Source organism: Dyadobacter psychrophilus, from assembly GCF_900167945.1.
Lineage (GTDB): Bacteria > Bacteroidota > Bacteroidia > Cytophagales > Spirosomataceae > Dyadobacter > Dyadobacter psychrophilus.
The window spans coordinates 177,758-191,322 of sequence record NZ_FUZA01000003.1; the positions used below are offsets into that span (position 1 = coordinate 177,758).

Genomic DNA, 13,565 nt, shown 5'->3' on the forward strand with positions numbered 1-13,565 from the left:
TAGCAAACGGTTGACGGAACATCTTGTCGGTTGAGAAATCGGGCTCAAATTTGCCTGAATTTTTATTCATATCCAAAGCCGTATTTACAAATAAGTTGAAAATTTGTAACATAAATTCTACAAGCAAGTAACCGCCCGGTTTTCACTCCTTTTGAAGGCATTAGTAATATTTGCCTGCATGAACAGAAGAAAATTTGTAAAGAAAACAACTGCCGCTATTTGCACATTGCCAATCGCTTCGGCTGTGGCATTTAATCCTGTGAACCGGAAGATGCAAAAGATGCCCGAATGGTTGGAAGCGCTCATAAAGCAAAATGATATCGGCGTCGAGGCAATACGGAAATTCCAGATCAAGGAAACGGCTGATCCCGCGTATGGAGGCCTTATGGACAGTTTTGATGTGGTTAACCCGCACACAACTTCCGCGCTGATACAAGCCGGCGCCAATGCAATATCTTCGCCTGCTTCCCGGTTTTTCCAATCGGAGGAATTACTCCGTGATATGGACCTTGCTGCGCTCTATCTGATTAAGACGCAGCATGCCGACGGGACCATTGACTTGCTATCCACAAATTTCCATTCAACACCGGATACGGGCTTTCTGGTGAAGCGGCTCGTTACTGCATATACGCTGATCCAAAAATCGGAAACCAAGGGTGCCGGGAAAATGCTCGCCAACCTCAAAACGTTCCTGATCCGGGGCGGTAACGCATTGTCTGTTGGTGGCGTACACACGCCCAATCACAGGTGGGTTGTATGTGCGGCGCTCGCGAAGCTTAACTCGCTCTGGCCCGATCCAAAATACGTTGCCCGGGCTGAGCAATGGCTCGGCGAACACATTGATATTGATCAGGACGGTCAATACAATGAGAAAAGCACATTCATTTATTCATCGCTAACCGACCGGCTTCTGATTACGGTTGCCAATGGTTTCAATAAGCCTGAATTGCTGGACAGTGTCCGCAAGAACCTGGATATGACCATGTTCTACGTTCATCCTAATGGGGAAATCGTCACGGATGCTTCCGGGCGGCAAGATAAGGCGCTGATCGGCACGTTGGAAAACTACTATTATCCTTATCGTTATCTGGCATTAAAGGACCAAAACGGTTTATATGCTGCTATGTGTCAAATGATTGAAAAAACAGCCGGGCTGAAAATAGGCGGTTTTCTGGATTATTACCTGGCTGATGAGACATTATGGAAAGCGATGCCTGCACCCAAGCCATTACCCGTCAATTATGTCAAAACTTTTCCAAACTCGGGCCTGGTCAGGATCCGTCGGGGAAACTGGGACAGCACATTGATCGCCAATAATCCTTCCTGGTTTACATTTATGAAAGGAAATGCGGTGTTGCAGGGTGTGCGGCTGGCTTCTTCATTTTTTGGTAAAGGTCAGTTTCAGTCCGAAAAGCTCGAAGAGAAGGGAAAAACCTGGGAGCTGATCCAGACATTGGAGGGCCCCTATTTTCAACCTTATCCCAAAGATTTTATTTCAAAAGACGGAGATTGGGAAAAAATGCCGCGGCTTTTCCGACCCGTCAGCGAAGTACAAAACCTGGAAACGAAAATCCTGATCAGCGAAACAGAAAACGGCATGCAAATTGAAATCGAAACCACTGGCACCGAACGTGTTCCCTTGGCTGTTGAACTGATTTTCAGGCCGGGAGGCACGTTCAAAGGGCTTACCCAAATTGAAAACGCCAAGGATTCGTGGCTGTTGAAAGAAGGAACGGGAACCTACAGTCTCAATGGTGACAGCATTTCTTTCGGCCCTGGCATAGCGTTGCATAAGAACATTGCCTTGCGCGGCGCACTCCCGCCGGTTGAAGCACCCACTGTGTTCCTTACAGGTTTTACACCTTTCAAGCACACCATTCGCTTTTCTTAATGCATTTTAATTTTTGTCCAGCCATTCCAAAATGTAATCGGCGTCCTCTTTCCAGGTTGGCAAGCCGAGTATAAAATGGTTGCGGCATTCCGTTTGTAAGTGCATATTGCCAGTCAGAAAGGGACATTAAATAGGTTTTTTTGAGGGAGGTAAATAATCCCAAAGCTTTCCAGCCGGCTTTTAAGAATGAGAATTCATAAGGAAACACTCCTTGCGGAGGAACAGAGTGGATGGCCGCACCTGCAACGCCTAAGCCTCTGTTGATCAGCACTTGCGTCATCAATCCGCCTAATGAGTGACCTATAATGATTGGTTTTTCAGGTAACTTTTGGATAAAATCTGCGTAGGAGTCAATAACTTCTTGCAAAGTCAGCGTTGCGAGTGCTACGTCATTGGGTTGTCTTTCTATCGGCCTCTGTTTCCATCATCCGGAAGGTTGCAGAGAGGTGTTATTTCCAAAAATAACTAGTAGAAACTGCATTCTAATACATTTTGAAAAAAATACATAAATCACTTACAGGCAACTATTTAATATGATGAATATTAATTAAATTTGATTTTACTCTCCCCTATTTTCTGGCGCTGGAAATTTAACCTGTCACATCATGCTGAAGAGGTTTCTATTGCTCGTTTTGGTGCTCGTTTCGCATATCGGTCTTGCGAACCAGATTCTTGTCCCGATGGATAACACGCAGACTAATCACCTGAAAGCTTACGGGCTGGCCTATATGCTGCTGAAGGGCGAGATCGATGTGGATTGGCTGCTCAATTATCGAGGTGGTAGCTTCAAAGTAGCTTACAGCAAGTCCATTGAAAATGAATGCAAGCTCCGCGCCATTTCCTATGAAGTTTTGTCGGAATCTGCCAATACGCAGATCGTGAGCCAGATCAGCGATCCGAATGTGAATATGGACGTCATTAAGCTGCATAAGGCCGCCAAAATCGCCGTTTATTCACCCATCAAGATCAGTCCTTCCGAATTTGAGAATACGGATGCAGTGTTATTGGTTTTGAAATATGCTGAAATCCCCTTTGAAGTGATCTATGATGAAGAAATCCTGAAAGGAGATTTGCCCAAATACGACTGGCTGCATTTACATCACGAAGATTTTACAGGACAATTTGGTAAAAGCCTGCGACGCACAACGCCTGCTGACGTGAAAGCGCAGGAGGCGATCGCGAGCCGTTTTGGTTTTGCCAAAGTGCCACAGATGAAACTAGCCGTTGCCAAAGCAATTAAGGAGTTTTGCGCAGGCGGCGGTTTCCTATTCGCTATGTGCTCCGGTGCAGAGACCTTCGACATTGCATTGGCCGCAGAAGGCATTGACATTGTGGACAATATGGATGGCGACGGCGTGGATCCGGATGCACAATCCAAGCTGGATTTTGAAAAAACTTTCGCATTTCAGAATTTCAAACTGCAACTGGATGAATATGAAGGAATGACGTTCTCCGACATTAATTCTTCGGCAGGCCGTTTCCGGAACTGGGGTGACGACGGCGCTTATTTTTCACTCTTCGATTTTTCCGCTAAATGGGATGTGATCCCCGCAATGCTCGTTCAGAATCATGAACATTTGGTGAGAGAATTTATGGGACAAACCACTGCTTTTTCAAAACACACCGTGAAACCAAGCGTGCTGGTGATGGGAACGACGCCCTCATCTGACCGCTACATTTACGGTGAACTCGGCCGTGGACAATGGACATTTTACGGCGGCCACGATCCGGAAGGACGAGGCGGAGGCGGCCGCAGAATGCCAACGGATCTCAATCTTTATCCCAATTCACCTGGTTACCGGCTGATCTTGAACAATGTGTTGTTTCCGTCAGCAAGGAAGAAGAAGCGGAAAACCTAGAAACAGGGGGCCCGCTCCGGGCTTTTACAACAGTTCCAGCTCCATTTTAATGTCGGCGCGTTTGAAGTTGTGACCGGTTAGCTCCACTTCGACAAACCCGAGCTTTTTATAAAGGTTAATCCCGGCTGCAGAGCCTTTTTTGTTGGAGTAAAGGATTATTTTTTTCGCTCCAAGCTGGCGCGCCTTTTCGATCACCGCATTACCCAGCAAATCCCCGATTTTCTTTCCGCGCATTTCCTTGGAAACGGTCATTTTACTCATTTCCACCACGCCAGGCGCGCCCTGTTTCAAAGCACACGTGCCAACCGGCTCTCCCTGGTAAAGCGCCATTAAGATCGCGCCGCCGTCTTTAAGGTAATATTTTTCGGGATCTTCAAGCACTTTTTCATCTTCCGGTTCCACTTCATAGGCATCCGAAATCCAGGCATAATTCAAATCGTAAAATGCTTTCGCGTGTTCGGGTGTGTAATCTATGATTTGAACTGCGAAAGTGGTTTCTTCCTGACTTAAACGCTGATAGCGATCGAAAAAGCCCTCTTTTCTAAGTTGATACTCTGTTTCGTCCATGGCGAGTAAAAGGTTGTTTGCTGTATTTGTAATGTTTTCTGCCGCTTTGCGTATCTTTTCCCAAACGGGCTGCATTTTCCGGATCAGTAACTGCGCTTTTTCCGAAAGGCGCACCATTCGCTTCCGTTCGTCTTTCGCATCTTTAAAGGACTCAATCAATCCCTCTTTTTCCAATTCTTTTAATAGTGTAATCGTCGAGGGATGAGCATAACCGATCTCCTCAGAAAGCTCTAAAATGCTTAGTGCCGATTTCACATGCAGCGCATAAATGACCGGAAACCATTTCGGCTCAAAATCAATGTTATTCGCCTTATAAATCAGCGCCCCATCCTTCCGAAATTGGTCACTTAATTGCTGTAAGCGAGTTGAAATTGCCAATCCGCCGAGTTCGTTGAAAATGTTCATTGAATTGTGTAAATGATAATGTTCAAATATACGTAGATGACTACATAAAACAAATTTATGGAGTAACTTACATCGTAAGTCCAATTGATTCAATGCTAACTCCGGAGGAGTAGCCTGTTTCTAGCAAAACGATTTTGGACATGTTTCGGCTGCGGAGCAGCCTCCTGTTTAACTGGCGCCAGGAAACTCCGCCGGAGTTTGGACGGACTCGGAATAACTTTATGCTAGAAGCAGGAGGCCCGTCCCGGGCCGCGTTGAGAAGTCCTTATTGCCGCTTTAATTGTGATGCGGACTTATTTCAAATAACCAACAATCAACCCGCCAGCCCTTTTTGAAGCCCCTGATCCGCCGACCAAGTTTTGCAGTGTTTGATAATCTTCCTTTTGCCGCTGATGCTTTTCTCCACCAGGCAGAATTTGCTTCAATTCACCTACGAGCAAAGCCTCATTTAAATCATCCTGAATCAACTCCCTAACCGCTTCTTTTTCTAAAATCAAATTTACCAATGAAATAAAAGGAACGCGGATGAGGCGTTTGGCGATGGCGTAGGAAAAGGCGCTGGTTTTGTAGCAAACCACTTCGGGAACGCTGAATAATGCAGTTTCCAATGTTGCTGTTCCGGATGTTACTAATGCGGCATCGGCAATGTTTAGTAAATCGTAGGTGGATTCATAGACGATGATCGCGTTGTGCGCGGCAATGTACTTCTCGTACAACGTTTTGGGCAAGTTGCTGACGCCGGCAATCACGAACTGGTGATCCGGAAAATGAGGCTGGACGGTGAGCATAATGTCCAGCATGCCGATGATTTCTTGCTGGCGACTGCCTGGGAGCAATGCGATAACGGGCTTATCTGGTCGCAAATTATGCTTTTCGCGAAATGTTGGATCGGGTTTGAATGCAGTGATCGCGTCCATCAGCGGATTGCCGACGTAATCCACTTTATAATCAAACTTTTTATAAAAATCGATTTCAAACGGGAAGATCACGAACATGTGATCCACATTCTGTTTGATCTTCAAAGCACGCTTCTGATTCCAGGCCCAGACTTTTGGTGAAATATAATAGAACACTTTCAAGCCCTTTGACTTTGCAAAAGATGCAATACGCAGATTAAAACCGGGGTAATCGATCAGGATCAATGCGTCGGGCTTGTATTCCAGGATATCCGCTTTGCATTTTTTGAGAAAACCAGAGATTTTGTGCAGGTTAAGGGCCACTTCCAGGAAACCCATGAAAGCAGTATCCTTATAATGCGTGACCAGGTCCATGCCTGCGGCTGCCATCATATCACCTCCCCAGCCGCGGAACTGCGCATCGGGATCATTCTCACGGATTCCGCCGATAAGGTTGGAACCATGCAAATCTCCCGAACGCTCTCCTGCAATGAGGTAATATTTCATCTGGACTAGTCAGTTGGCGATTATTCGCCGTAATACTCTACAAAATTCTTTGGTGTTTCAACAAGCTTAATATAATGCAGCTTAGCGTTCGGGGATGCCTCAGCAATGGCTGGCGCAAGGATATTCCATATTTCGTAGACAAATATTTCGCAGGACGCCATTTTTCCCTGCATAAAATCAACATCCAGGTTCAGATTCTTATGATCTACTTTATCCACAACTTTTTCCTTCACAATATCACCCAGCACTTTCAGATCGATCACAAAACCGGTGTCCGGGTCAGGCTTTCCTTTTACAGTAACAATCAGCTCAAAATTGTGTCCATGCCAGTTGTTGTTGGCGCAAGGGCCGAAAACTTCCTGGTTTTTTTCCTCAGACCAAGCCGGATTGAAAAGCCGGTGGGCTGCGTTGAAATGCTCTTTTCTTGTTACGTAAATCATAAATCTTCTCCTCCTTGATAAATAGGGTACAAAATTACATCTTGTATCCGTAGTTTTGCAGTTTAACAAGAGGATAACAAAAAAAATGCTATCATTAAAAATATAATCTCTCCCATGATTATCGTAACAGGTGCAGCCGGATTCATTGGCAGCGGGCTTATCAGCCGCTTAAATCAGGACGGTTTCAAAAGCATTATTGCAGTAGATGATTTTTCCAAGATCGAGAAAGCAGAAAACCTTGAAGGAAAAACAATTCAGGAAAAGGTAGAAAGGGCCGAGCTCTTCAACTGGCTCGATCAAAACAACCGCGATGTTGAATTCATTTTCCACATCGGCGCCCGGACGGACACTACTGAATTTGACAGAGATATATTCGAAGAGCTGAATGTTAGTTATTCCAAACAAATCTGGGAGAAATGCGTCGCTTACCAGATTCCGCTCGTATACGCCTCATCAGCAGCTACCTATGGCTTGGGTGAGCATGGTTACGATGATAATGAGTCCACATTGTCGCAACTCAAACCGCTTAATCCTTACGGTGATTCCAAGAATGAATTTGATATCTGGGCATTGCAGCAAGAAAAAAAGCCGTTTTTCTGGGCTGGTTTGAAGTTTTTCAATGTATATGGTCCTAACGAATATCATAAGGGCAGAATGGCATCCGTGGTGATGCATGCTTATAATCAGATCAATAAAACAGAGAAAATGAAGCTTTTCCGCTCGCATAACCCTGATTTTAAAGATGGTGAGCAGATGCGTGATTTTATTTATGTAAAAGACCTGATCGATGTTTGTATTTTCTTTATGCATCACCGCAAAAATTCAGGCATTTACAACCTCGGAAGCGGTCGTGCACGGACATTTAAGGACCTGGTAACAAGCACATTCAATGCGATGGGCAAGACGCCGGACATTTCGTATATAGATACGCCGGAAGATATCCGCGATAAATACCAGTATTTCACACAAGCGAACATGAGTAAACTTCGCTCTATCGGTTTCACACGTCCATTTACATCATTGGAAGACGGAATTGACGACTATGTGAAGAACTATCTTTCAACGGGAGCTTACCTATAAATCCGCATTTTTGTGTATTTTTGATGTTCTCAATAAACTCAATCCCCGTTCTCTGTGTTACTGTAATACGAAACACAGTGTGATAATTATTAGACTATGAGCAAAGAAGATGAATTGTTGGAGGAAATCACCAGTTCGGAATACAAATATGGTTTTGTAACTGATATTGAAGCAGATGAAGCTCCTATGGGGCTGAATGATGATATTGTCAGGTTTATTTCAGCCAAAAAAAATGAACCGGAATGGATGCTTGCGTGGCGTTTGAAAGCTTATCATTTATGGCTGACTATGGCTGAACCCAAGTGGCCGAACGTGCATTATCCAAAAATCGATTTTCAGGCAATCAAATATTATTCGGCGCCTAAAAAGAAAAAACAAGTTGACAGTCTGGACGACATAGATCCGGAATTGCGTGACACTTTTGAGCGTCTGGGAATTTCTCTTAACGAACAAAAAAGGCTTTCAGGCGTTTCTATCGCTGTTGATGCAGTAATGGACTCTGAATCGGTTTTTACAACATTTAAGGAGTCGCTGAAAGAAAAAGGAATCATTTTCTGCTCGATCAGTGAAGCCATACGTGAACATCCGGCATTGGTTCAAAAATATCTGGGATCGGTTGTCCCGCCAAAGGACAACTATTATGCAGCTTTGAATTCAGCTGTGTTCTCTGACGGATCGTTTGTATACATTCCAAAAGGCGTTCGCTGCCCGATGGAGCTTTCCACTTATTTCCGTATCAATGCTGCCGGAACAGGACAGTTTGAACGCACATTGATCATTGGCGATGCCGATAGTCACGTGAGTTATCTGGAAGGTTGTACAGCGCCAATGCGTGACGAAAATCAATTGCACGCTGCGGTTGTGGAAATCTTCGCGCACGAAAATGCGAATGTTAAATATTCAACCGTTCAAAACTGGTATCCGGGTGATAAAGACGGCAAAGGCGGGATTTATAACTTTGTAACCAAACGCGGTCTTTGCGACGGCGCAGGTTCGAAAATCTCCTGGACGCAGGTTGAAACCGGCTCAGCGATCACTTGGAAATATCCTTCTGTGATCCTGAAAGGCGATAATTCGATTGGTGAATTTTATTCCGTTGCGGTTACCAATAACATGCAACAAGCTGATACGGGAACGAAAATGATCCATATCGGAAAGAATACCAAAAGCCGCATTGTTTCAAAAGGAATTTCAGCTGGTAAGAGCCAGAATTCATACAGAGGACTTGTTCAGGTTTTCAAGAAAGCCGAAAAAGCGCGTAACTTCTCACAGTGCGACTCCCTTTTACTAGGCGACAAATGCGGCGCGCATACTTTCCCATACATTGAAGTAAGCAACCCATCTGCAACGGTTGAGCACGAAGCTACAACTTCGAAAATTGGTGAGGACATTCTTTTCTATTGCAACCAGCGCGGAATCCCGACAGAACAAGCCGTTGCGTTGATCGTAAATGGTTATGCAAAAGAAGTGTTGAACCAGCTCCCGATGGAGTTTGCGGTGGAAGCGCAGAAATTACTGGAAATCAGTTTGGAAGGCAGCGTAGGTTAATGCTGTAAAGCCACTTTTTATAGGATTGCCCCAATAAAGCCTTTGATTCGTCAAAGGCTTTTTGTATTTTATTGATCTAAAGAAATTAGCCACTAAGCCCAACCATATGACGCACGTTCCGCAACTAATTATCGACCTTTCACTAATACTCACGATGGCGGGTATCATTACCCTAATTTTCAAGAAATTGAAACAGCCCATCGTGTTAGGATATATACTGGCCGGATTACTTGTAGGTCCTAATTTCAACCTTTTTCCGACTATTACCGACATCAAAACCATTGAAATATGGGCTGAAATCGGTGTTATCTTCTTGCTGTTCAATTTAGGTCTCGAATTTAGTTTCAAAAAGCTCGTTAAAGTTGGGAACACCGCTGCTATAACGGGTTTGTTCGAAGTAGGAATGATGCTTGCGACGGGTTTTACAACGGGGCAGTTGTTAGGCTGGAGCAAAACGGACAGCCTTTTCCTCGGCGGTATAATCGCCATTTCTTCAACCACTATCATCTTTCGTGCATTTGATGAATTAGGTCTTAAAACACAGAAATTCACGCGCGTCGTGCTGGGAATTCTGGTCATTGAAGATCTTACCGCGGTTTTGTTAATGGTGTTGCTTTCAACATTGTCCATCAGCCAGCAATTCGCAGGCATGGAGTTGTTGCAATCCATACTTAAACTGTTTTTCTTCCTGACGCTCTGGTTTTTGGGAGGCATATTTCTCTTCCCCACTCTGCTCAGGCGTTACCGCAAGCTGATGAACGACGAAAGTGTTTTGATCACATCCGTTGCATTATGCTTTGGAATGGTGTTTCTGGTGACGCAGGCAGGTTTTTCGGCAGCGCTTGGCGCATTTATCATGGGCTCTATCCTTGCCGAAACCACACACGCAGAGAAGATTGAACATTTGCTAAAACCGCTGAAAGATCTTTTTGGCGCTGTGTTCTTTATATCTGTTGGAATGCTGATTAATCCAGGCTTATTAGTCGAATATGCATTGCCTACGGCGATTTTAGTTTTGGTTGTGATATTGGGTAAAACAACCTTCGTGTCCCTCGGCGCCATCATTTCGGGACAGCCTCTTAAAAACTCGTTACAATCCGGGATGAGCATGTCGCAGATCGGTGAATTTTCATTTATTATCGCTAACCTCGGGCTTTCATTGAGCGTTACAAGCAATTTTCTTTATCCAATTGCCGTGGGAGTTTCGGTAATCACCACATTTACAACTCCTTATATGATGAAAGCATCCGAACCGCTTTCTGAATGGCTGGAAAAGCGTTTGCCGGAAAAATGGAAACATTATCTCAACAGATATAGCACGAGCACAGAAACTATCGTTCAGACAACACATTGGAATGAAATACTGAAATCCTATTCGCAAACCGTCATTCTGAATTCGGTTGTAATAATCGGAATAGTCATGGCTTCGTCGCGTCAACTGGCCGATCAGCTGCACACCAGAGTTCCGGAAACTTACATTACCAATGCAGTTTTATTTGGCATTACATTTCTTCTAATTTCACCTTTTTTATGGGCACTTATTTTCAAGAGATCAAACAGAAAAGCTTACTCGGCGATCTGGTTAAGCAGAAAATTCAGTCGCGGACCTTTGCTTTTGCTTGAATTGTCCAGGGTGCTGATCGCCATTTTGTTAATGGGTTTTCTATTAAATTCATTTTTTGCAACACCAACGGCACTAAGCGTTGCAGGAGGCATTATGATCCTCGGTTTTGCCATTTTTTACCAAAGATTACAAACCTTTTACAATCGCATTGAAGAGCGTTTCCTGCAAAATTTGAATGCCCGACAGCTGGAAGGCAGCGGCAAATCGAAGAAGATATTACTGCCCTGGGACGCGCACTTTGCGTTTCTGGAAGTAAGTGCCGACTCTTCGCTCATTGGAAAAACATTGCAGGAATTAAAGATCAGGGAAAATTTCGGGATCAATGTAGTGCTGATCGAGCGCGGCAGTAAAACGATCCACCTGCCCCGCCCTACCGAAGTGCTGTATCCCTGCGACCGCATTGAAGTTATCGGAACCGACGACCAACTGGATGTTTTCCGAGGACACATTGAAGTAAGCACAAATGGTGACGTGTACATCGCGCATGAAGACAGCATTGTGCTGGAACGCGTGGAAGTGCGAAGCGAATACCAGATCCGCGGCAAAAGTATCAGAAGCAGCCAGATACGGGAAAAAACGCACGGGATGATCGTGGGTCTCGAACGCAACGGCGAGCGGATCCTTAATCCTGATTCGTCAATGATCATTGAGAACGACGATGTGTTGTGGATTGCAGGAGAAAAGGATTTGATTAAAGAATTTGTAAAGACAAAATCCGCCAACAGCGACGAAGAGATTCCGGCTATGTCCTGAGTTTGGCTACGATTTGAGCAGGCCCTGCAGTCCGCCCGTGTGCAAGGCAACAATGGTCTGACCTTTTTGAAAATTGTTTTTACGGATCAGATCAAAAAGCCCGAAGAACATTTTTGCCGTATAAACCTGCTCTAATTGAATGTCGAATTTTCGCTTAAATTCATTCATGAATGTGATAAGCTCTTCATCATATTTTGCATAACCTCCAAAATGATATTCAGTAAAGAGCTGCAGATCGCCTGAATGTCGCCCATTCAACAAAGCTTTAATGTCCTCTTTCAAAAATGCTCCGCCTTTTAATGCCGAAAAAGCCAGCACATTTGCGCCGACAGATAATAGTCCGGCGGCAGTTCCGCCCGTGCCGGCAGCAACAGCGATATAATCGGGAATTTGACTTAACTGCGCATTGATTTCCGGCAACATTTCTGCAACGCCTTGTAATGCAAAAGCAGAGGTTCCACCTTCCGGGATGATGAATGGATTGCTAAATTTTGCAGCGAGCTTTTGGAGATAATCAGCTTCATTTCTGAGCTTATACTCAGCTCGCGATACGAATTGCAGATTCATTCCCTGCTCTTTACAAAACATTAAAGTCGGCGAAAGCTTTTCCACAATTTCCTCACCCCTTACAATGCCAATTGTCTCAAAACCAAGCGCTTTTCCGGCGGCGGCAACGGCGTATAAATGGTTAGAAAATGCGCCGCCAAATGTTAGTAGACGCCTTTGCCCCTGTGATTGTGCTTCAAGCAAATTGTATTTAAGCTTACGCCATTTATTGCCGGAAACCGTCGAGTGGATCAGATCATCGCGCTTAATGTACAATCGGATGCCAGCCTTTTCCGTGATCGCATTGGACAGTTCCTGAATTGGGGTTGGCAGGATGGCACTTAGTAAATCCACTTATTTTGATAATTTTGTTTACAATAAATGACCAATTGGAATGTCCGAAGACAATATTGAGGTTGCCTCAGAGGAAGATGATTTATTTGAACATTACAGAATTGTTGCTGACAAAGGTCAGGGATTAATCCGGCTCGACAAATATTTGAGCCTTCATGTCGCAAACGCTTCCCGGACAAAAATACAAAATGGAATTGATGCGGAAGCTGTAAAGGTAAATGGCAACGTTACCAAAGCGAGTTATAAAGTGAAGCCGCTGGACGTCATAACTCTGTCGCTTCCGGAACCGCCACGCGATACTGAGATTATTCCCGAAGACATTCCGTTAGACATTATTTACGAAGATGAAGTGCTTTTGATTGTCAATAAGCCTACCGGCATGGTTGTTCATCCCGCGTTTGGGAACTGGTCAGGGACGCTTATCAATGCATTGGTTTATCATTTTCAGCAACTGCCCACGGGCAGAAACGGAGAAGGGCGGCCAGGGTTGGTGCATCGTATCGATAAGGATACATCTGGTTTGCTGGTTATCGCAAAAACCGAATTTGCCATGACATTTCTGGCCAAACAATTTTCAGATCACACGATTGAACGAACTTATAACGCGCTGATCTGGGGTGAACCAAGAGAAGAATCAGGTACGATTCGGGGCAATGTGGGCAGAAGTGTTAAGGACAGGCGTGTTATGGACATTTTTCCGGATGGAAGCCAGGGTAAACATGCAGTAACACATTACAAGACACTCAGGTCGCTCCGCTATGTCACGCTCATTCAATGCAACCTTGAAACTGGCCGCACCCACCAGATCCGCGCGCATATGAAGCATATTGGTCATCCGATCTTCAATGATACAACCTATGGAGGAGATAAAATCCTGCGCGGGCCTTCAAATGGAAGTTATAAGGCAATGGTAACCAATCTTTTTGAACTGCTACCGGGCCAGGCACTTCATGCGAAATCACTTGGCTTTATCCATCCCACAACCAGGCAATGGATGCAATTCGACACAGAACTTCCAGTAAATTTTCAGACAATATTAGAAAAGTGGGAAAACTTCGCGGACAATCAGTAGGAAATTGTGTATTTTAACCTCTT

Annotated in this window: 11 protein-coding genes; 6 read left to right on the top strand and 5 right to left on the bottom strand. The window is 44.6% G+C overall.

Going from position 1 to position 13,565, the window contains the following annotated elements:
- The first annotated feature begins 178 nt into the window (after positions 1–178).
- Entirely contained in the window at positions 179–1,891 is a 1,713-nt protein-coding gene (locus B5X68_RS14580; RefSeq protein WP_082215491.1) for a hypothetical protein, read from the top strand.
- On the opposite strand, the gene B5X68_RS14585 is transcribed toward B5X68_RS14580, so the two are convergent.
- Positions 1,866–2,258: an alpha/beta fold hydrolase gene (locus B5X68_RS14585; RefSeq protein ID WP_229208424.1), complete on the bottom strand. Its 393-nt coding sequence runs from the start codon at positions 2,256–2,258 to the stop codon at positions 1,866–1,868. The genes B5X68_RS14580 and B5X68_RS14585 overlap by 26 nt on opposite strands.
- A 238-nt stretch (positions 2,259–2,496) precedes the next feature.
- Between B5X68_RS14585 and B5X68_RS14590 the strand changes: the two genes are divergently transcribed.
- Positions 2,497–3,750: an asparagine synthetase B gene (locus tag B5X68_RS14590; protein ID WP_170916654.1), complete on the top strand. Its 1,254-nt coding sequence runs from the start codon at positions 2,497–2,499 to the stop codon at positions 3,748–3,750.
- Positions 3,751–3,774: 24 nt separating this feature from the next.
- On the opposite strand, the gene B5X68_RS14595 is transcribed toward B5X68_RS14590, so the two are convergent.
- The 3 genes from B5X68_RS14595 to B5X68_RS14605 all read right to left on the bottom strand — a co-directional run bounded on the left by B5X68_RS14595 (position 3,775) and on the right by B5X68_RS14605 (position 6,565).
- The gene (locus B5X68_RS14595; RefSeq protein WP_082215492.1) at positions 3,775–4,722 is read right to left on the bottom strand and encodes a bifunctional helix-turn-helix transcriptional regulator/GNAT family N-acetyltransferase; all 948 of its coding nucleotides are present in this window, start codon (positions 4,720–4,722) and stop codon (positions 3,775–3,777) included.
- Positions 4,723–5,015: 293 nt separating this feature from the next.
- Positions 5,016–6,125: a lipid-A-disaccharide synthase gene (lpxB, locus tag B5X68_RS14600; RefSeq protein WP_082215493.1), complete on the bottom strand. Its 1,110-nt coding sequence runs from the start codon at positions 6,123–6,125 to the stop codon at positions 5,016–5,018.
- Positions 6,126–6,145: 20 nt separating this feature from the next.
- Positions 6,146–6,565, bottom strand: coding sequence for a 6-pyruvoyl trahydropterin synthase family protein (locus B5X68_RS14605; protein ID WP_082215494.1), 420 nt, complete (start codon positions 6,563–6,565; stop codon positions 6,146–6,148).
- A gap of 114 nt (positions 6,566–6,679) precedes the next feature.
- Here B5X68_RS14605 and rfaD point away from each other — a divergent pair, with 114 nt between their 5' ends.
- The 3 genes from rfaD to B5X68_RS14620 all read left to right on the top strand — a co-directional run bounded on the left by rfaD (position 6,680) and on the right by B5X68_RS14620 (position 11,570).
- Positions 6,680–7,645 carry an ADP-glyceromanno-heptose 6-epimerase gene (rfaD, locus tag B5X68_RS14610; protein WP_082215495.1) on the top strand — a complete coding sequence of 322 codons (966 nt, stop codon included), beginning with the start codon at positions 6,680–6,682 and terminating at the stop codon, positions 7,643–7,645.
- Between the two features lie 96 nt (positions 7,646–7,741).
- Positions 7,742–9,193 (top strand): Fe-S cluster assembly protein SufB, encoded by a 1,452-nt coding sequence (gene sufB / locus B5X68_RS14615; protein WP_026631702.1) that lies wholly within the window; start codon positions 7,742–7,744, stop codon positions 9,191–9,193.
- 106 nt (positions 9,194–9,299) lie between these two features.
- Positions 9,300–11,570 (top strand): monovalent cation:proton antiporter family protein, encoded by a 2,271-nt coding sequence (locus tag B5X68_RS14620; protein WP_082215496.1) that lies wholly within the window; start codon positions 9,300–9,302, stop codon positions 11,568–11,570.
- A gap of 6 nt (positions 11,571–11,576) precedes the next feature.
- Here B5X68_RS14620 and B5X68_RS14625 read toward each other — a convergent pair whose 3' ends face one another.
- Entirely contained in the window at positions 11,577–12,470 is an 894-nt protein-coding gene (locus B5X68_RS14625; protein ID WP_082215497.1) for a 1-aminocyclopropane-1-carboxylate deaminase/D-cysteine desulfhydrase, read from the bottom strand.
- Between the two features lie 40 nt (positions 12,471–12,510).
- Here B5X68_RS14625 and B5X68_RS14630 point away from each other — a divergent pair, with 40 nt between their 5' ends.
- A complete protein-coding gene (locus tag B5X68_RS14630; RefSeq protein ID WP_082215498.1) occupies positions 12,511–13,542 on the top strand; it encodes an RluA family pseudouridine synthase in 1,032 nt (343 codons plus the stop codon).
- Positions 13,543–13,565 lie beyond the last annotated feature (23 nt).

Coding starts and splice junctions, on each gene's coding strand:
- B5X68_RS14630 (WP_082215498.1), top strand. CDS start 12,511: ATGTCCGAAGACAATATTGAGGTTGCCTCAGAGGAAGATGATTTATTT.
- lpxB (WP_082215493.1), bottom strand. CDS start 6,125: ATGAAATATTACCTCATTGCAGGAGAGCGTTCGGGAGATTTGCATGGT.
- B5X68_RS14580 (WP_082215491.1), top strand. CDS start 179: ATGAACAGAAGAAAATTTGTAAAGAAAACAACTGCCGCTATTTGCACA.
- sufB (WP_026631702.1), top strand. CDS start 7,742: ATGAGCAAAGAAGATGAATTGTTGGAGGAAATCACCAGTTCGGAATAC.
- B5X68_RS14595 (WP_082215492.1), bottom strand. CDS start 4,722: ATGAACATTTTCAACGAACTCGGCGGATTGGCAATTTCAACTCGCTTA.
- B5X68_RS14605 (WP_082215494.1), bottom strand. CDS start 6,565: ATGATTTACGTAACAAGAAAAGAGCATTTCAACGCAGCCCACCGGCTT.
- B5X68_RS14620 (WP_082215496.1), top strand. CDS start 9,300: ATGACGCACGTTCCGCAACTAATTATCGACCTTTCACTAATACTCACG.
- rfaD (WP_082215495.1), top strand. CDS start 6,680: ATGATTATCGTAACAGGTGCAGCCGGATTCATTGGCAGCGGGCTTATC.
- B5X68_RS14590 (WP_170916654.1), top strand. CDS start 2,497: ATGCTGAAGAGGTTTCTATTGCTCGTTTTGGTGCTCGTTTCGCATATC.